Genomic DNA, 18,925 nt, shown 5'->3' on the forward strand with positions numbered 1-18,925 from the left:
TTGGATGCAAGCACCGAAGTCCAGGCAGAGGGCTTCTGGCTCACCTCCGTTTCCTTGTTTTCCACCCGTTCCGATAGCCGAGGCGCCGCAGCGACCCCGAACGGTTCGGCTTCGTCGGCCTAGGGATGGCGCGTTGCGATCTGTTTTCGCGGGCGCGCGGGCAAGAGAGTCTGAGCTGACGTCGTTCTACTAGAATCACTCGCAGACCCCTGCCGATCTTAGGCAGTTGTGACTTTTCACCTGCGAGGCGTATCGATTTGAGGCTACAAGCTGCATGCTGTAGGACGAGCCGCGCTCCAGACAGCGGTCAAATAACAACAACACCTGCGTGAATTGCCTGCATGAAGATTCAACCTCTGCCTCCGCTCAACAGCCTGGTGGCGTTCGAGTCGGCCGCACGAAACCTGAGTTTCACTCTCGCGGCCAAGGAATTGAACGTCACCCAGGGTGCGATCAGCCGACAGGTGCGCCTGCTCGAGGACTATCTCGGCAAAACCCTGTTCGAACGCACCACCCGCGAGATCAACCTCAGCCCCACCGGCAGCCACTACTACGACACGGTGCGTGAAGCCTTGCTGCAGCTGGCCCATGCCACCGGTGAGATCCGCCACTGGCGCGGTGCGCAGCAGGTCACGGTGGTGACCAGCACTGCCATGGCATCGCTCTGGTTGCTGCCGCGGGTCGCCGAGTTTCAGCGTGACAACGAAGAAGTGGACCTGCGCATCATCGCCTACGACCACGTCAAGGATTTCTCCCGCCTGGATTGCGATCTGGCGTTGTACTACTGCCGCACGTCACCGAAGAACATGCAGGCGACGCCGCTGTTCGCCGAAGAGGTTTTCCCCGTATGCAGCCCGGGATATCTGGCCAAACACCCGGATTTCTGCGAGCCGAGGCAGTTGGCTACCGGCACCTGGCTGTGGCTGGAAGACCCGCAGCGCGACTGGATCAGCTGGCCGGAATGGTTCCAGCGTCTGGGCTACAAGGCGTGCGAGCCACGGCACCGGATCAACATAAACAGCTATTCGATGCTCATCCAGTCGGCGCTAAGCGGGCAGGGCATCGCGCTGGCATGGTCGAACCTGGTGGACAACCATCTGCAGACCGGTGCACTGGTGAGGCCCATCGATGTCACGCTGCACACCGATGCGCAGTTCTGCCTGCTCGAACCATTGGGCCGCAGCAGTCGGCAGAGCGTGCAACGCTTTCGCAGCTGGTTGATGGAGCAGGTTGCCAACGCGCCCAGTGATGAGGTTCAGGCGAGTTGAAACGAGGCTGCCGCAGATTTTTGGCCTGAGGCAGCTCGTTACGTTGCCCGCAGCGTGGGCGATCAGTGAGAAGGGCGGTTTCGTGGCTGTTGGCGTAGAACCGCTGCGCAGCAGGCAGCTCTTGCCGGGTTGGCAAGTGCCTGCAGAACGTTGCGCAGTGGCGGCAAGATGGCACCGGCGGCACGCCGGACAAACCATTTCTCGTCATGAGCCGATGAGTTAACGACATACATCAGCCCCTTGGATTTACTGGGTTTATTCAACTCAACCTTTCCTATATTTATGATTTTTTATCATAAATATCAGTGCAAAAAATCGTTTGTCGAATAATCCCCTGCTTTTCGACACTGGTGACCAACGAGCAGCGTTCAAACGCTTGCCGAGATCACCACCACCGTGCCTTGCAGGGGATAACAACAATGACTCAATCCACTACTCAGCAAATCCCAGTGCACCAGCTGGAAACCGTACTCGCTCCGATCCACCAAGCCACTGGCCTGTCCAACGAGTTCTATACCGATCAGAAGTTGTTCGAGCTCGAGCGCGATCAGATCATGGGCAAGACCTGGGCCTGTGTCGGTTTCGCCAGCGACCTGACCCAGAATGGCTCGGTCAAGCCGGTCGACTTCATGGGCCTGCCGCTGCTGCTGATGCGCAACCGTGAAGGCCTGGTGCAGGTCTTCCACAACGTCTGCAGCCACCGTGGCATGAAGTTGGTGGACGAGGCCGGCACCGTGCAGGGTGTGATTCGCTGCCCCTACCACTCCTGGACCTACGACCTCAACGGCGGCCTCAAGGGCACGCCGCACGTCGGCGGCATCGACAAGCACAAGGACGAGCGTTTCGCCTGCGAGAAACACGGCCTCAAGGCCATCCGTAGCGCAATCTGGATGGACATGGTGTTCATCAATCTGTCCGGCGACGCGCAGCCACTGGAAGAAATGCTGGCGCCGCTGACCGCGCGTTGGAGCCAGTTCCTTGGTGAGGATGGCATGGGGTTGTTGCGCCGCCGCGCCAACATGGATTCCACCACTCTGGACATCGCCTGCAACTGGAAGCTGGCCGTGGAGAACTACTGCGAGGCGTACCACCTGCCGTGGGTGCACCCGAGCCTGAACACCTACTCGCGCCTCGAAGATCACTACAACATCCTCTTCGACGGTCAGTTCGCCGGCCAGGGCAGCTACGCCTACAACCTCTCCGATGTTGCCGGCACGCACATGCCGCAGTTCCCCAGCTGGCCGCAGGATCGTCTGCGCAACGCCGAATACGTGGCCTTCTTCCCCAACGTGCTGCTGGGCATCCAGGCCGACCACGCCTTCGCCATGCAGCTGGAGCCGGTCGCGCCGGGGCGCACCCTGGAGCACCTGCGCCTGTTCTATGTCGGCGACGAGGCGCTGGGCGACGAGTACGCCGCCTGCCGCAACGCCATTCTGGAGTCATGGAAGGTGGTGTTCGCCGAAGACATCGCCTCGGTCGAAGGCATGCAGAAGGGCCGTCATTCGCCGGGCTACGGCGGCGGCGCGTTCTCCCCGGAGATGGATGTCCCGACACACTACTTCCACCAGTGGGCCGCGCGTAAGTTGCTGGCCATCGCGCAGAACGCCTGAGGAGGTCGTCATGTATCCGATTGCTTCTCACTGGCTCAACTACATCGACGGTGCCTGGGTCGACAGCGTCCAGCGCCTGAGCGTGAACAACCCCGGTACCGCCGAGCCGCTGGCGACCATCGCCCAGGCCACCGTCGAGGATGCCGAGCGCGCGCTGCAGGCGGCGCGTCGCTGCGCCGACAGCGGTGAACTGACCCGTGCCCGTCCGGCGCAACGGGTCGGCTGGTTGCTACGTATCGCCGAGGAAATCCGCGCGGTGGCAGACGAGGGCGCCTGGGTGCTGTGCCAGGAGAATGGCAAGAGCATCAACGATGCCCGCGACGAATTCATCGAGGCCGCGCGCTACTTCGAGTACTACGCCGGCATGGCGGACAAGATCGAGGGCACCTCGATTCCGCTGGGCGACGGCTACATGGACTTCACCGTCTACGACCCCATGGGCGTGTCGGCGCAGATCGTGCCGTGGAATTTCCCGGTGTCCATCTGCGCCCGCTCCCTGGCGCCGGCGCTGGCGGCCGGTAACGCGGTGGTGATCAAGTCGCCGGAGCTGTCGCCGCTGGGCATGTGCGTGCTGGTGCGCGCCATCGTCAAGGCCGGATTGCCGCAAGGCGCGATCAACCTGATCTGTGGCCGCGGTCGCGAGGTCGGGGCGCATCTGGTGAACAGCGCCAAGGTCGACCAGATCGTCTTCACCGGCTCGGTGCCGACCGGCCAATCGATTCTCCGAGATGCCGCGGCCAACGCCATTCCCAGCGTCATGGAGTTGGGCGGCAAGTCGGCCGCCATCGCCTTCGCCGACGTTGACCGTAAGCAGCTTCTGGCGAGCGTCAAGAGCGGCATCTTCTTCAATGCCGGGCAGGTCTGCTCGGCCATGTCGCGTCTGCTGGTGCAGCGCGAGATCTACGAGGACATCGTCCATGCGGTGGTCGAGCTGGCCGAAGGGCTCAGCGTCGGTCTCGGCCAGGACAACCCGGACCTCACCCCGGTGGTCAGCGCAGGACAACTGGCCAGCATCGAAACCCTGTGTCGGCGCGCAGTCGATGAGGGCGCGGTAGTGGCCACCGGTGGCGAGGCTCACAGCGAGCTGGCCGGGCACTTCATGCGTCCGACGGTGTTCCGCGATGTGCGCGCGGACATGTGCATCGCCCAGGAAGAGGTGTTCGGCCCAGTGCTGGCGATCATCCCCTTCGACAGCGAAGAGCAGGCCATCGAGATCGCCAATGGCACCGATTTCGGCCTGGTCGCCGGCGTCTTCACCCAGGACATCAGCCGCGCCATGCGCTGCGTGCGGCGCCTGCGCGCTGGCCAGGTATTCGTCAACGAATGGTATGCCGGTGGCATCGAAACGCCGTTCGGCGGTGTTGGCCTGTCTGGCTTCGGTCGTGAGAAGGGCCAGGAAGCCCTGTACAGCTACGTGCGCACCAAGAACGTAGCCATTCGCGTGGCGGGGGAGTGAGCGACATGTTCAAGACCTGGTTGTGTGTGGTCTGCGGCCTCATCTATGACGAGGCCCTGGGCTGGCCGGACGACGGTATCGTCGCCGGCACCCGTTGGGAAGACGTGCCGGCGGACTGGAAGTGCCCGGAGTGCAAAGTCGGCAAGGACGATTTCGAGATGCTCGACATCAGTCCGGTAGTCGCCGGCGCGGCGGCGCCGCTCAGCACGCCGCTGCCGGTACCGCCGCAACCATTGCAGGCCGTGGCGGCCGAGGTGCGTCAGCCAATCGTCATCATCGGCAGCGGCTATGCCGGTTATGGCCTAGCCCAGGCCCTGCGCCGCGCTGATGCCGAGGTGGAAATCCGTGTGCTGACGCAGGACTCCGGCCACCTCTACTCCAAGCCGGCGCTGTCCATCGGCCTGGCTCAGGGCAAGAGCGCCGACGCGTTGGCCAGTGAGTCGGCGCTGGCCATCGAGAAGCGCCTGAAGATTCGCGTCTACCCGCACTGCACGGTCGAGCACATCGATACCACGGCGCGGCGCCTGCACACCAATATCGGTGAGATGGAGTACGGCCAACTGGTGTTGGCCAGCGGCGCTGCGCCGATCCGCCTGCCCATCGAAGGGCCCGGCGACGCGCTGATCAGTGTCAACAACCTGCATGACTACCGCAGCTTCCGCGAGCGCCTGATCGGCGTGCGGCGTGTGGCGATTCTCGGCGATGGCCTGATCGGTTGCGAGTTCGCCAACGACCTGGCGGCCAATGGTTTTCAGGTCAGCGTCATCGGCCTCGGTAAGTGGCCGATGGAGCGCCTGCTGCCGGCCGAGGCCGGGCAACACCTGCAGAACGCACTGGCCGAGTTGGGCGTCAGCTGGCACCTGCAGAACACCGTGCGCCGTGTCGACGCGCTGGAGCAGGGCTATCGCCTGACGCTGGCCAATGGCGATAGCCTGGAGGCCGATCTGCTGCTCTCGGCCGTTGGCCTGCAACCCAATCTGGGCCTGGCCAAAGGTGCCGGGCTGGCCGTGGGACGCGGGATTCAGGTCGATGCTCAACTGCAGAGTTCGCAACCGGGCATTTATGCCTTGGGTGACTGCATCGAAGTCGAGGGACAACTGCTGCCTTATCTGGCGCCGATCAACCAGGGCATCGCCGCGCTGAGCAAGACCCTGCTCGGCCAGCCGACGGCGGTTAGCTATCCGCTGATGCCGGTGACGGTGAAAACCCCAGCCGCGCCGCTGTGCCTGCTGGCGCCGGCACCTGGCACCGCCGGAGAGTGGCGCTGCACAGCGAGCGCTGATGGCCTTAGCGCGGGGTTCTACGATGCCCAGGGGCTGGCGTGCGGCTTCGTCCTGCTCGGACGACAGGCGCAGACCCAGCGCAACAGCTGGCTGCAAAGCTGCCAGAACGCACGACGATCAGTGGCCTGAGGGCACGCGCATGAGCAAGCAAATCAATCTGCCCCATGATGACAGCAGCTGCGGCTGGTACGCCGCGCTGCCGCAACAACCCGCGTGCAAGCGCCTGCAAGGCGAGCAACATGCCGACTACACAGTGATCGGCGCCGGTTTCGCCGGCCTGGCTGCTGCACGACGTCTCGGCGAGCTGCTGCCGGACAAACGCATCATCCTGGTCGACGCCCAGCGTGTCGGCCAGGGCGCTTCCGGGCGCAACTCCGGCTTCGTCATCGACCTGCCGCACAAGTTCGCCCTGGAACATCCCGATCCGGCCCACAAGCAGCGTCTGCTGTCGCTCAACCGCACTGCTATCACGCAGTTGCAGGGGCTGATCGAGCGTCACGGGATCGACTGCCAGTGGTCCCATGCCGGCAAGTATCAGGGCGCTGTGGGCCCGCGTGGCCTTGCGTATCTGCAGCACTTCGAGCAACTGCTGAAGCACCTTGGCGAGCCCTTCCGCCTGGTCGAACGTGATGAGCTGGCCCAGGTGCTGGGCAATGCCTATTACAGCCGCGCGATTTTCACCCCGGGTTGTTACCTGATGCAGCCGGCGGCGTTGGTCGCCGGTCTGGCGCGCTCACTGCCGAACAACGTCGAGCTGTTGGAAGAGTCGCCTATTACCCGCCTGCAGCGTGACGGGCGGGGCGGCTGGTTGCTGCAGGCCAGCCAAGGTTCGATTCGCACCGAGAAGTTGCTGCTCGGCACCAGTATTTTCACCCAGGAGTTCGGTTACCTGCGTAACCGCCTGCTGCCAGTGATGACCTTCGCCAGCTGGACGCGTCCGCTGAACGATGGCGAGCTGGCGGCCTATGGCGGTCAGCTCGACTGGGGGCTGACCCCGGCCGATCATGCTGGCACCACGGTACGCATGACTCAGGATCGCCGCCTGATCATCCGCAACACCTACAAGCACGTGCCCAGGTACGGCAAGAGCACCAGCGCCGCGATGCGCGAATCGGTACGTGCCGACCATCGCAAGGCCTTCCTGGCGCGCTTTCCGCAGTTGGCCGATGTGCCGTTCAGCCACTCCTGGGGTGGGGTTTATGCGATCTCGCGCAACTTCACCAACTTCTTCGGTGAACTTGAGCCAGGGGTGTTCGCCTCGGCCTGCGACAACGGCGTCGGCGCGGCATGGGGCACCATTTCCGGCACGCTGCTGGCGGATCTGGCGGTCGGCAGCGATTCGGCGCAGTTGCGCGATATCCGCGCAGTCACCGGCATGCCGTCGCTCAACCCGCCCGAGCCTTTCCTCGGCCTGGGCGTGCGCTCGCGCATTCGCCTGGCGGCCTGGAACAGTCGGAGCGAGCTATGAGCCAGGTCGTTTCCGGCAAAGGCCCGGTGCTTCTGGTCGACCACCATGATCTGGAGTTCGTCCCGCGTGGCGGGCCGCCCGGCGCCGCCTTCGTGGCGCGGGCGATCAGCAACGAGATCTCGCCGAACATCGGCATCGGTTTCGCCCGCTGGGAAGGCGCCGAGGTAGCCTGGACCCTGCTCTACGATGAGGTGATTTTCGTCATCGAGGGCTGCTTCGAGCTGCAGGCCAATGGCGAGCTTTATCGCGTTCAGCCGGGTCAGCTGCTGTGGATTCCCGAGGGCACCGAGCTGGTCTACGGCGGCCATGCGCTATTCGGTTACGTGGTCCATCCGGGTGACTGGAAACAACGGCACGGTCTGGCCTAGCAGGTAGTTTCTTACCCGCCTGCTGGTCAGGGGAGCGTTGTCGATGGTCCCGCTTTGCTGTGCGCCCGGCTCAGGCGTGGTGGTTGTCACTAGAAAAGGGGTGAGCAATTGCTCGGACTGACCCAGGCGTTCGCTGCACTCTATCTGGCCAGCCTGCTGATGCAGCTCGGCTCGACCCTGCTGATGACCTACCTGGCACTGCGCCTTACTGCTGGCGGCGCCGCCGAGTTCTGGGGCGGTGCGCTGATGGCGGCCAATGCCCTGGGTATGGTGTTCGGCGGCAAGGTTGGCCAGGTGCTGATCGGCCGTGTCGGTCATATCCGCACCTATGTGGCCTGCTCCGGGATCATCTGCGCGGCGGTGCTGACCCATGCCTTCAGCGAGGCACTGCCGCTCTGGCTGTTGCTGCGCCTGCTGGTCGGGATGGCCATGATGTGTCAGCTGATGGTGGTGGAGAGCTGGCTCAACGACTGCGCGCAGAGCGACCAGCGCGGCAAGGTGCTGGGCATTTACATGGTCGCGGCCTATGTCGGCATGATGCTTGGCCAACTGGCGCTGAGCATCGATGGCGACCTCGGCCTGCATGCGCTGCTCGGCGTGGCTATCGCCTTCGCGCTGAGCCAGGTGCCGGTGGCGCTGACCCGCAGTAGCCATCCCAGCATACCGAGTTCGGAACCGGTGGACTTACGCCTGTTCCTGCAGCGCGTGCCGCAATCGCTGATGACCGTGCTCATATCGGGGATGATCAATGGCGGCTTCTATGGGCTGTCATCGATCTATGCCAGCCGGCAGGGCCTGGGCACGGCCGAGGTGGGTCAGTTCATGGCCCTGGCGATCGCTGCCGGGCTGCTCGCCCAACTGCCACTCGGCTGGCTGTCGGACCGCCTGCCACGCGCCAGCCTGATTCGCGGCGTTGCGGCGTTGCTGATCCTGACCTGTCTACCGCTGGCGTTCTATGAGGAGCTGTCGTTCGGCGTGCTGCTGGTGTTCAGCGCCTGCATCGGTTTCCTGCAGTTCTGCCTGTACCCGTTGGGCGTGGCACTGGCCAACGACAACATGGAGCCGCGACTGCGGGTTTCACTGGCCGGGCTATTGCTCGCCACCTTCGGTGTGGGCGCCTGTATCGGCCCGTTGCTGGCCGGTGCGCTGATGGGGCATTTCGGCGCCTCCAGTCTGTATGTGTTTTTCGCCGTCAGTGCCGCTGTACTGGCAGTCGCCGTGGGCCAGGGCCGCGTGACCGGCGAACACCTGCAGGACGATGCACCACTACAACACCAGGCCACACCCAACGGTCTGGCCTGCACGACCCTGGCTGCGGTCATCGAGCCGGCGGTCAGCATCGAGGACAGCGCCGAGCAGGTACCTGGGCAGAGGCTTTGACAGGCATGTGCTGATAAGCGCACGGATCCCCCCAATCCCAGTCGGTGAAACGAGTCGGCAGGAGCCTGCCGGCGGCTCGTCAGCGCCCGTGAGACAGGGCCTTCAGCGCTTTATGAAGTGCGGGAAAGGGCTGCCTGAATTGATGATTAAAAGTCATAAGTCGCGCAGATTAAATGGTTTGTCGGTGAATTCTGGCCTGATCGACTATTAATCACCCGCGGTGTCTACCGAGCTGTTATTTGCATCTGCAAGATTTGGTGCGCATGCGGAGAAACCATTACAAGAACAAAATCGAGGTGCGTGCATGAAGCCTATGGTTGCGCAAGACATAGTCGGTCGAGAGTTCAATATCCGAGTGCTCGGGTTGAATTTTCATCGCGTCATATTCCCCGCTTCCTTCTCCATCATCCTGCTGCTGGTTCTCCTGGCGTTGAGCAATCCGGCGGTCTTCGGCGAGACACTCGAAGGCATCAAGGGCTGGATCCTGCAGAATTTCGACTGGTTCATCATCATCATGGGCAACTTGTCGGTGCTGTTCTGCGCCGGGCTGGCGTTTTCGCCGCTGGGCAAGGTGCGCCTCGGTGGTCGTGAGGCCAAGCCCGAGTTCAGCACCCTGTCGTGGTTCTCCATGATGTTCGCTGCCGGCATGGGCGTCGGCCTGCTGTACTGGGGCGTGGCCGAGCCGGTTGCGCAATACACCGCCTGGTGGAAAACACCGCTGAATGTCGCCGCCAACACCCCGGAGGCCGCACACGCGGCCATGGGTGCGACCCTGTATCACTGGGGCTTTCACCCCTGGGCGATCTACCTGACCACTGCGCTGGTGGTGGGATACTTCTCCTACAACAAGGGGCTGCCGCTGTCGCTCAGCTCCGGTCTGCAGCCGCTGCTGGGGCGCGGGCACCGTGGCCTGCCGGGGCAGGTGGTCGACGTGTTCACCGTGGTGCTTAGCATCTTTGGCCTGGCCACCTCCCTCGGCCTGGGAGCAATGCAGGCCACGGCCGGTATCGCCTACGTGCTGGGCACGCCCAATACCTTCGCCTTTCAGCTGATGTTCATCGTCGCGGTCACGGGGCTGGCTGCATTCTCGTTGTGGCGTGGGCTGGATGCCGGGGTCAAGGTCCTGAGCAACATCAACATGTTGCTGGCGCTGATGCTGTTTTTGCTGGTCGCGGTCGGCATCGGCGCAACGGCGTTCTTCTCCAACGCCTTGAGCACGGTGGTCGACTACGGCCAGATGTTCCTGCCGCTGAGCAACTGGATCGATCGTGTTGACCAGGACTGGTTTCAGGGTTGGACGGTGTTCTACTGGGCCTGGTGGTGCACCTGGGGGCCGCTGGTGGGGATCTTTGTCGCCCGCGTTTCCAAGGGCCGCACCTTGCGCCAGATGGTCGGTATGGTGATGCTGGTACCGACCGTGGTGACGCTGCTGTGGTTCTCGGCATTCGGTGGCGGCGCCATCGCCCAGGTGATCGATGGCAGCGGTGCTCTGGCGGCTGGCCTGAGCGATGTCAACATGGCCATCTTCCAGTTCCTGGAAATGCTGCCGCTGGCCGGCATCGGCTCGCTGCTGGTCGTCGCTCTGCTGGTGTTCTTCATGGTCACCTCGGTGGACTCCGGCGCGCTGGTTGTCGATAACCTCGCCGCCGGTGGCGATCCCGATACCCAGCCGGGGCAGCGCGTGCTGTGGCTGGTGATGATCGCGCTGGTGACCGTGACACTGTTCGTGATTGGCGGTGACACTGCGCTCAAGGGCATTCAGGCCGGCGCCGTGGCCATGGGCCTGCCGTTCATGGCGCTGATGCTGTTGCTGATGATCGGCCTGATCAAGGGGCTGATCGCGGATTGCCGTAGCTGACCTCGGCCAAGCGACGCCCCGACACCGGCCGCAAGGCTGATGTCGGGGCGTTTGTGTCCCTGCATGCGCGGTTTTTACGACCAAAGGCGTGCTTTAGCCGGCCAAAAGCAGCATTGTCAGAGGCAGGTGCGTTGTCGAAGCTGGACGCTAAGCTGCCTAGAGAACCCTTGATGACCTTGTACGTTCCACCTCCTGCCTCTGTTCGGCGCCTGGCCAATGGCGCACTGCTGCGCGCGCAGCAACAGCCCTGGGCGCAGCGGGTAGGGGTGTGCCTGCGGGTGGCGGCGGGCAGTCATGACGAGCCGCCGGACTATCCCGGCCTGGCGCACTTTCTCGAACACCTGCTGTTTCTCGGTAGCCGCAATTACGCGCCTGATCAGGGGCTGATGGCGTTCGTTCAGTGCCACGGCGGCCTGGTCAATGCCTCGACCCAGGCGCGGCACACCGATTTCGTCTGTGAACTGCCGGCCGAGCTTCTCCAGCCGGCGCTGACGCGTCTGCTGGATATGCTCTGCCAGCCGCTGCTGGATATCGACGCGCAGTTGCGCGAGCGCGAAGTGCTGCACGCCGAATACCTGGCGCGTAGCCAGGATGCCGATAGCCTCGTTAATCACGCACTGGGCCAGGCGCTGGCCGTCGGGCATCGCTGCAGTGACTTTCTGGCGGGGGATCGCAGCACGCTGCTTGTCGAGTCCGAGGGGTTTCAGCAGGCGCTGCGTGCGTATCACCAGCGCCACTACCAGGCCAGATATATGTGCCTGACCCTGGTGGGGCCGCAAGTGCCAGAGCAGTTGCTGGATATCGCCGAGGCGCTGCTTGGGCCATGGCCGAGTGCAGTGATCGAGGCCGATTGCACAGCGGTGGTCGACTTGCTGCCGTTGCGCGCCTCACGCCTGAGTCTGCAGCACGATCGGCCCGCCGTGCATTTGGGCTTTGCCGCTCAGATCGATGCGTGCCAGTTGCAGGCACCACTGGAGTTATTGTTGGACACCCTGCATGACCCCGCATCTGGCGGCCTGCTGGCTGGCTTGCGTGAGCGGCAGCTGTGTCGGCAATTGCAGGTGCGGGAGTTGTATCGGCATCAGGGCCAGTGTCTGCTGCGCTTCGATTTTCCCGGCGCCACGACGGAGCAGGGTCCGGCCTTGCGTGCAGCGGTGCAGAGTTGGGCGGCGCAGCTGCAGGGCCATGAACATTGGCCGCAGCGGCTGCAGGGTCATCAGCAGGCGGTCGCACTGAGGTTGTTAGGGCTTAGCTCACTGGCACTGGCTCAGCACCTGCAGGCCCCCGAGCAGGAAAACGACACCACCTTGCGCTCCCTGGCCGCGCTGCTCGGGCAGTTGGCGCAAGGCGACGGTTTGATAGAGCTGCAATGCAGCCAGCGTGCGCAATCAGAGTGGCCCGCGACTGGATTGGCGCTACCACTACAGGCCTTGCCGGCCGAGGCGCCGCTACTGTTTGAGCGCGAATGGCAGCTGTGCAGCGATGAGCCGCTGCTGGACAAGCACACCTCTGCGTCGGCCGTTCTGCCGTTGGCAGGATTGAGGCATTACTCAGGGCAGCCCGAAGGCGGTCCGGCCGCGCTTTACTGGCGCGGCGCCTGTGCCAGCAGCTTCGATGCAGCGGTCAGCGAAGCCGCCCTGTTGGCGCGTAGCGCTGATCTGCGCTGGCGTGGAGAGCGGCTTGGCATTACCAGCCAGCTCAGCGTGAATGCCTCAGGCTGGACCCTGGCCTTGCAGGGGCCTGCGGCGCTGCTGCCGACTTTCAGCGCGCAACTGCTGCCGTTGTTGTTGGCGCCGGTAAGCGAGCCAGCCGAGCCCTTATCGCAGGGCATGCTATTGCGGATGCTGCTGCAGCGTTTGCCTCAGCTGTGCGAGCTGCCCGCAGCATCGACGCTGCAAGGGCTGAGCGTCGGCCTGGACGAGCGAGAGCAGGCACACCTCGCCGAGTTGTGCACGGCGGTCGCCCCCCTGACGGATTTGCCCCCAGCATCAGGTGCCTGGAGAGGAATTGACTGGCACGAGGTCCCGCAGCCCGACGCGGATTCGGCACTGCTGCTGTTCTGCCCGCTGCCTGACACCGCAGCTCCTACCGAGGCGGCCTGGCGCCTGCTCGGGCAGTTGCTGCAGGGGCGCTTCTACCAGCGGCTGCGGGGTGAGCTGCAACTGGGTTATGCGTTGTTCGCCGGTTTTCGCCAGGTGCAGGGCAGCAGAGGTCTGCTGTTCGCCTTGCAGTCGCCGGTCTGCGATGCGGCCGGTATCTTCGCTCATATCCACGCCTTTCTCGATGAGCCGCGCGCGGTGCTCGAAGGGCTGGATGACGCGACGCTGTCGGGCGCCCTTGATGCGTTGCAAGCGACATTGAGTCCGGCCAAGTCTAACCTGGCTCGCGCCGAGCAGCTGTGGCAGCTGTATCTCGCGGGCTTGCCCGAGGCGCATCCGCAGCAGGTTTCGCAGGCGCTGACGGTGCTGTCCGCGAGCGATCTGCTGCGCGCGTATAAGCAGTTGCTGCTCGCCCGCGACTGGCGAGTATTGGCCAGCGGAGCTCCGGCGCCCGTCTAGGCAAGCGCTGCCTCCCACGCATCACCATGAATCCTGCCCGGAACAGCCTGGCGTTCCGCCATGGCGTCTTCCTGCATTCCTCCTTCCCAACTTCTGCGCGACGCGTAATGGCGCATCTACACCCTAGGACTGGCCAGGTACTACGACCTTTCTCCCGCTACCGGTAGCAGGTCGGTCGCGAGCCGGCGGGAGCGGGCCGGTAGCGCCCGGCCAAAGCAGCAGCGAATCGCTGCCAAGGCAGCGTATGGCCTGCCTGGCTCGCTTTCGATAATCGCCTCCGACACGACTGCCCTGGCGGTCGCCACTCAAGCGGAGAGCGTTATGCACAACAACAAGATCGCCATCACTCGATTTCTGCCCCTGACCCTGGCCACCGCCGTCGCCCTGGCGACTGCGCAGCAGGCCGCCGCCGAGATCGTCCTGTACGACAAGGACGACACCACTTTCTCTACCGACGGCTACATCAACGCCTTCTACGTCAACAGCGACGTGGACCGTGACGGCGAGCAGTTCGACCGCCGTCAGTCGCGGGTGAAGATGGGCTTTCTGCCCAACTGGATCGGCTTCAACTTCGGCAAGCAGATCGATGATCTGAAACTGACCGGTCGCTCGTCCTTCTGGGTCACCATCAATGACAGCGAAACCAATGGCACCGATACCGCCATCGACGTCCGTCAGTTCTACGGCACCGTTTCCAGCCCGGAGTGGGGCGAGGTGCTGGTGGGCAAGGACTTCGGTCTGTTCTCGCGCTCCAACATCTTCCTCGATGAGCTGCTGGCCGGGTACGGCAACGTGTCCGACACCCTCGGCCTGGTGGACGGCAACGGCGTGTCCTTCGGCAATATCGGCACCGGCTACCCGTATCCGTTCCCGACCTCGCAGATCACCTACCGTAACAACAACCTGGCCGAAGGCCTGCGCTTTGCGGTTGGCATCATGGACCCGGTCGACACTAACGACGACAGCCCGACCGGCAAGGCCTACCAGGAAAACCCGCGCTTCGAATCGGAAGTCAGCTACCAGTTCGATGTGGGCGGTTCGACCATCTACACCTGGGTCAACGGTGCCTACCAGACCTCCGAGAACACCGACGACACCGTCGACAAGGTCACCTCCAAGGGCCTCGGCTATGGCGTGCAGGCCAAGTTCGGCGGCCTGTCGCTGACCGGTTCGGGTTTCCAGGCCAAGGGCATCAACCCGTTCTTCACCAACAACCTGGGCGAGCCGACCCTGCGCGATATCGACAGCGACGGCTACCTGCTGCAGGGTTCCTACACCTGGGGCAAGAACCGCGTGGCGCTGTCCTACGGCAAGACCGAGGACGACGGCAACGGCCTGGGCGTGGCGGCGGACTACGAGACCCGCGGCATCGCCTATTTCCGCACCATCAACGACAACCTCAAGCTGGTCGCCGAGTACAACCAGTACCAGATCGACGCCGCCGCCGGCAGCGGTCTGAACGAGGACACCGACACCTTCGCCGTGGGTGCCGTGCTCAGCTGGTAATCGGTGTTGAAACGGGCCGGGCAGGGGGCGACCTCTGCCCGGCCTTTTGCGTATGCGGCTGATCGACACCTGTCGGAAGGCCTGCCGCTTGTAGGGCGGGTGCAACCCGCCGTTTAGCCGTTGGCGGGCTGCACCCGCGCTACCTATCGAGATAACGGCCGTTGTCCCATGCACGGCTTGACCAAGATGGCGGTGTGCGCCGCCGTACTGCTTCGCGAGTACGCCCTACGGATCGACTACCCAGTACTCAAGTAGCATGGGGCGGGCATCACCGGCTTCGTAGAATTTCCCCATGATCAGCAGGTGAATTGGGGCGTGATATGGCCTTGGAACAGTCGGAGGGCGTGCTTAGCGCCGTCTCCAGCACGAAGGATGTGGAATTGGCCGCCCAGGAACTGGCACGCCAGCTGATCCATCCCTATCTCGGTTTCGTGCTGTTCTTCTGCTCGGCCGAATACGATCTCGACGGCCTCGGCCAGGCACTGGAGGCGCACTTCGGTGGCGTCAGCCTGGTCGGCTGTACCAGCGCCGGCGAGATTACCCCGCAGGGCTACGGTCGTGGCTGCGTGGTGGCGCTGGGCTTCGATCTGCGCTGCTTCTCCATCGCCAGCGTGCTGATCGACGAGATGGAGCGCTTCAATCTGCTCGATGCGCAGCAACTGGTCGATGGTCTGGTCAAGGATTGCCGCAGCAACGAGCTGGCCTCGATCAAGGGCCACAGCTTCGCCCTGACCCTGCTCGATGGCCTTTCCAGCCGCGAGGAATTGGTGCTCGGCGCGCTCAGTGCGGCGCTGGGCAGCATCCCGCACTTCGGTGGCTCGGCTGGTGACGACAACCACCTGACTCACACCCACGTCTATCACGGCGGCCGTTTCCACAGCGGTGCGGCGGTGGTGGTGCTGTTCAACACCTGGCTGGAATTCGAGGTTTTCAGCACCCATCACATCCAGCCCAGCGCGGAAAAGCTGGTGGTGACGCGTGCCGACAGCGCCACGCGCCGGGTGTACGAACTCAATGCTGCACCGGCCGCGCAGGAATATTCCGAGCTGATCGGTGTTCCGGTCGAGGAGCTGGATCTGCGCGCGTTCGCTGCCTATCCGCTGGCAGTGCGGATCAGCGATCACTACTACGTGCGCTCGATCCAGCAGGTGCACGACGACCTCAGCCTGACCTTCTACTGCGCGGTGGAGAACGGCATCGTCCTCACCGCCATGCGCCCGGGCCCTTTGCTGCCGAACCTTGCGCAGCTGTTCGCCGGGCTGGAGCAGCGCCTCGGTCCGCTGCTGCTGACCATCGGTTGCGACTGCTTTCTGCGTCGCCTGGAGATCGAGAACGATGGCGGCGTCGAGTCGGTCGCCACACTGCTGCGCCAGCAGCGGGTGATCGGCTTCAACACCTACGGAGAGCAGTTCAATGGCATGCACATCAACCAGACCTTCACCGGTGTCGCCATTGGCCGACCTGTTGGGCGCGGCGAGCGCTGAGCTGCAGGCACGCTGTGCGGCGCTGGAGCAGGAGAACGCCAAGCTCAGGCGCATCAACGCCGCGCTGATCGAGCGGGTCGAGTCGATCCATTCCCGTGGCGATGACGCCTACGCGGCCTTCCAGCATTCGGTGGTGCTCTCCGAGCAGGTGCGCGAGCGCACCGACGCGCTGAACCAGGCGATGGCCGAACTGAAGTCCAGCAACCAGTTGCTCAGCGACGCGCGGTTGCGCGCCGAGACTGCCCACCAGCACCTGATCGACGCCATCGAGAGCATCTCCGACGCCTTCGTGCTGTTCGACGATCGCCAGCGCATCGTCCTGTTCAACAGCCGCTTCAAGGCATTGTGGGCGCGCAGCCGGGCGCGCATCGGCACCGGCACACGGCTGGAGGAGATCAAGCGTCTGAGCCGCAGCACCGGCCTGGTGGTGGAGGCGCAACTGGGCAAGGAGGGCGAGCCGAGCCTGTTCCGCCTGCAGGACGGGCGCTGGGTGCAGGTCAGCGAGCGGCCGACCCGCGAGGGCGGGCTGGTGATCCTCTATACCGACATCACCGAAGTGAAGCAGAGCGAGGCGCTACGCCGCGAGCAGGCCCTGGCGCAGAAGTCGCGCCTGCTGCAGCGCGCGGTCGACAACCTGTCGCAAGGCATGGCCATGGTCAATGCCGAGGGTGCGCTGGAGTTGTGGAACCACCGTTTCCTCGAACTGTGCGGGCTGGCGCCGATCAACGCCCATCGGCCGTTCGCCGAAGTGATGGCGGAAAGCGAACTTGAGCCGCTGACCCCGGACAGCCGCGATGCCACCGGCAAACCGCTGCGCCAGGTGGAGGTGCGCCTGTTCGACGGGCGCATGCTGGAAGTGCGCACCCATCCGCTGCCTACCGGCGGCTTCGTCAATACCTTCACCGATATCACCGAGCGTCATCGCCAGGCCCAGGCGCTGAGCGACAGCGAGCGCTGGATCCGCCTGATCACCGACCACGTGCCGGCGCTGATCGCCTATCTGTCGGCCGATCTGGTCTACGAATTCACCAACAAGGTCTACGAGGAATGGTACTGCTGGCCGCGCGGGGCCATGCTCGGCCAGAGCCTGCGCGAAGTGCACAGCGAGGAGCATTGCCAGCGCCTGGAGCCCTACGTCGAGCTGGCGCTGTCCGGCGAGAGCGTGACCTTCGAATTCGCCGAAACCAACCACAACGGCCAGGAGCGCTACATGCTGCGTTCCTACGTACCCAACCGTCAGGCCAGCGGCGAGGTGGTCGGCATCTTCGTGCTGATCCGCGATATCACCGAGCGCCGCCGCACCGCCGAGGCGCTGCACCAGGCCTACCAGCATCTGGAGCAGCGCGTGCGCGAGCGTACCGCCGAACTGACCACGGTCAACGACCAGCTGCGCCGCGAGATCGACGAGCGCACGCAGATGGAGGCACGCCTGCGTGAGGCCAAGGGAGAGGCCGAACAGGCCAACCTGTCCAAGACCAAGTTCCTCGCCGCTGTCAGCCACGACCTGCTGCAGCCGCTCAACGCGGCGCGGTTGTTCACCAGTGCGCTGTTGGAGAAGAAGGACCTGTCCGGCTGCGCACCGCTGGTGCGCAACGTCAGCAACTCGCTGGAAGACGTCGAGAGCCTGCTCGGCACGCTGGTAGACATTTCCAAGCTCGATGCCGGGGTGATCAAGCCGGATATCGCGCCGTTCGCCGTCAGCGAGCTGCTGGAAAACCTGGCTGCCGAGTACCACCAGATCGCCCGCAGCGAGGGACTGCGTCTGGACTACCTGCCCAGCTCGGCGCTGGTACGCAGCGACGTGCAATTGCTGGCGCGGATTCTGCGCAACTTCCTCAGCAACGCCATTCGCTACACCGCCAGCGGGCGCATCCTGCTGGGCTGCCGGCGGCGCGGCAATAGCCTGTCCATCGAAGTCTGGGACACCGGCATCGGCATCGCTCAGGACAAGCTGGTGGAGATATTCCAGGAGTTCAAGCGCGGCGATAACGTGCAGCGCAAGCAGGATCGTGGTCTGGGCCTGGGCCTGGCGATCGTCGAGAAGATCGCACGCATGCTCGGCCACCGCATTCGCGTCGCGTCGCAGCAGGGCAGGGGCTCGATGTTCGCCGTCGAGGTGCCGCTGACCCGCCGCGCGCCGCGCGTGCGTACGGTGCAGGACAGCCCGGATCAGTTGCTCGAACGCCTCAGCGGCGCGCGGGTGTGGGTGCTGGATAACGACGCGGCGATCTGCGCCGGCATGCGCACATTGCTCGAAGGCTGGGGTTGCCGGGTGGTCACCGCGCTGTCTGAAGAGGACCTGGCGCGCCAGGTGGACAACTACCACGCCGAAGCCGATCTGCTGATTGCCGACTACCACCTCGACGACGAACGCAATGGCGTCGACGCGGTGGCGCAGATCAACGCCCGACGCAGTACGCCGCTACCGGCGCTGATGATCACCGCCAACTACAGCAACGAGCTCAAGCAGCAGATGCGCGAGCTCGGCCACAGCCTGCTGCACAAACCGGTACGGCCGATGAAACTGAAGGCAGCGATGAGTCATTTGATGGAGCGTGGTGCCGGGGTTTGAGATTGACGTGGGCCCCGTTGCGCACGGCGCACCTTACGGACGCCCTACGCTCAGGTCGCCACGATCCCGTAGCCCGGATGCAATCCGGGAAGGATCACGCCGTTCTGCCCCGGA

Annotated in this window: 12 protein-coding genes and 1 pseudogene; all 13 read left to right on the forward strand. The window is 64.1% G+C overall.

The window, feature by feature from the left end; all coding sequences use genetic code 11:
* The first annotated feature begins 341 nt into the window (after nucleotides 1–341).
* The 13 genes and pseudogenes from B2U07_RS22500 (at nucleotide 342) to nahK (ending at nucleotide 18,811) form a co-directional block, all read left to right on the forward strand.
* The gene (locus B2U07_RS22500; RefSeq protein WP_275547638.1) at nucleotides 342–1,268 is read left to right on the forward strand and encodes a LysR substrate-binding domain-containing protein; all 927 of its coding nucleotides are present in this window, start codon (nucleotides 342–344) and stop codon (nucleotides 1,266–1,268) included.
* A 419-nt stretch (nucleotides 1,269–1,687) separates the two neighbouring features.
* The gene (locus B2U07_RS22505; RefSeq protein ID WP_275547639.1) at nucleotides 1,688–2,878 is read left to right on the forward strand and encodes an aromatic ring-hydroxylating oxygenase subunit alpha; all 1,191 of its coding nucleotides are present in this window, start codon (nucleotides 1,688–1,690) and stop codon (nucleotides 2,876–2,878) included.
* 10 nt (nucleotides 2,879–2,888) lie between these two features.
* Nucleotides 2,889–4,334 (forward strand): aldehyde dehydrogenase family protein, encoded by a 1,446-nt coding sequence (locus B2U07_RS22510; RefSeq protein ID WP_275547640.1) that lies wholly within the window; start codon nucleotides 2,889–2,891, stop codon nucleotides 4,332–4,334.
* Nucleotides 4,335–4,339: 5 nt separating this feature from the next.
* A pseudogene (locus B2U07_RS22515) lies at nucleotides 4,340–4,504 on the forward strand (rubredoxin); the annotation flags it as partial.
* On the forward strand, nucleotides 4,493–5,746 hold the full coding sequence (locus B2U07_RS22520) for an FAD-dependent oxidoreductase (protein WP_296270603.1): 1,254 nt from the start codon (nucleotides 4,493–4,495) through the stop codon (nucleotides 5,744–5,746). The pseudogene B2U07_RS22515 and the gene B2U07_RS22520, both read left to right, overlap by 12 nt.
* Before the next feature lie 10 nt (nucleotides 5,747–5,756).
* Nucleotides 5,757–7,085, forward strand: coding sequence for an NAD(P)/FAD-dependent oxidoreductase (locus B2U07_RS22525; protein WP_275547641.1), 1,329 nt, complete (start codon nucleotides 5,757–5,759; stop codon nucleotides 7,083–7,085).
* The gene (locus B2U07_RS22530) at nucleotides 7,082–7,453 is read left to right on the forward strand and encodes an ethanolamine utilization protein EutQ (RefSeq protein ID WP_275547642.1); all 372 of its coding nucleotides are present in this window, start codon (nucleotides 7,082–7,084) and stop codon (nucleotides 7,451–7,453) included. Before B2U07_RS22525 ends, B2U07_RS22530 begins: the two co-directional genes overlap by 4 nt.
* A gap of 117 nt (nucleotides 7,454–7,570) precedes the next feature.
* On the forward strand, nucleotides 7,571–8,833 hold the full coding sequence (locus B2U07_RS22535; protein WP_296278059.1) for an MFS transporter: 1,263 nt from the start codon (nucleotides 7,571–7,573) through the stop codon (nucleotides 8,831–8,833).
* Nucleotides 8,834–9,137: 304 nt separating this feature from the next.
* The gene (locus B2U07_RS22540) at nucleotides 9,138–10,691 is read left to right on the forward strand and encodes a BCCT family transporter (RefSeq protein WP_275547643.1); all 1,554 of its coding nucleotides are present in this window, start codon (nucleotides 9,138–9,140) and stop codon (nucleotides 10,689–10,691) included.
* Between the two features lie 170 nt (nucleotides 10,692–10,861).
* Complete coding sequence (gene pqqF / locus B2U07_RS22545; RefSeq protein WP_275547644.1) at nucleotides 10,862–13,249, forward strand: pyrroloquinoline quinone biosynthesis protein PqqF; 2,388 nt, start codon at nucleotides 10,862–10,864, stop codon at nucleotides 13,247–13,249.
* A gap of 321 nt (nucleotides 13,250–13,570) precedes the next feature.
* Nucleotides 13,571–14,755 (forward strand): porin, encoded by a 1,185-nt coding sequence (locus B2U07_RS22550; RefSeq protein ID WP_275547645.1) that lies wholly within the window; start codon nucleotides 13,571–13,573, stop codon nucleotides 14,753–14,755.
* A gap of 320 nt (nucleotides 14,756–15,075) precedes the next feature.
* Nucleotides 15,076–16,239, forward strand: a complete 1,164-nt coding sequence (gene nosP / locus B2U07_RS22555; protein WP_275547646.1) for a nitric oxide-sensing protein NosP — start codon at nucleotides 15,076–15,078, stop codon at nucleotides 16,237–16,239.
* Complete coding sequence (gene nahK, locus B2U07_RS22560) at nucleotides 16,169–18,811, forward strand: hybrid sensor histidine kinase/response regulator NahK/ErcS' (protein WP_275547647.1); 2,643 nt, start codon at nucleotides 16,169–16,171, stop codon at nucleotides 18,809–18,811. The genes nosP and nahK overlap by 71 nt, the downstream gene beginning before the upstream one ends.
* Nucleotides 18,812–18,925: the final 114 nt, after the last annotated feature.

The sequence above is a fragment of the Pseudomonas sp. UBA7530 genome (genome assembly GCF_002479365.1).
GTDB lineage: Bacteria > Pseudomonadota > Gammaproteobacteria > Pseudomonadales > Pseudomonadaceae > Aquipseudomonas.

Coding starts and splice junctions, on each gene's coding strand:
- B2U07_RS22500 (WP_275547638.1), top strand. CDS start 342: ATGAAGATTCAACCTCTGCCTCCGCTCAACAGCCTGGTGGCGTTCGAG.
- B2U07_RS22505 (WP_275547639.1), top strand. CDS start 1,688: ATGACTCAATCCACTACTCAGCAAATCCCAGTGCACCAGCTGGAAACC.
- B2U07_RS22510 (WP_275547640.1), top strand. CDS start 2,889: ATGTATCCGATTGCTTCTCACTGGCTCAACTACATCGACGGTGCCTGG.
- B2U07_RS22520 (WP_296270603.1), top strand. CDS start 4,493: ATGCTCGACATCAGTCCGGTAGTCGCCGGCGCGGCGGCGCCGCTCAGC.
- B2U07_RS22525 (WP_275547641.1), top strand. CDS start 5,757: ATGAGCAAGCAAATCAATCTGCCCCATGATGACAGCAGCTGCGGCTGG.
- B2U07_RS22530 (WP_275547642.1), top strand. CDS start 7,082: ATGAGCCAGGTCGTTTCCGGCAAAGGCCCGGTGCTTCTGGTCGACCAC.
- B2U07_RS22540 (WP_275547643.1), top strand. CDS start 9,138: ATGAAGCCTATGGTTGCGCAAGACATAGTCGGTCGAGAGTTCAATATC.
- pqqF (WP_275547644.1), top strand. CDS start 10,862: ATGACCTTGTACGTTCCACCTCCTGCCTCTGTTCGGCGCCTGGCCAAT.
- B2U07_RS22550 (WP_275547645.1), top strand. CDS start 13,571: ATGCACAACAACAAGATCGCCATCACTCGATTTCTGCCCCTGACCCTG.
- nosP (WP_275547646.1), top strand. CDS start 15,076: ATGGCCTTGGAACAGTCGGAGGGCGTGCTTAGCGCCGTCTCCAGCACG.
- nahK (WP_275547647.1), top strand. CDS start 16,169: ATGGCATGCACATCAACCAGACCTTCACCGGTGTCGCCATTGGCCGAC.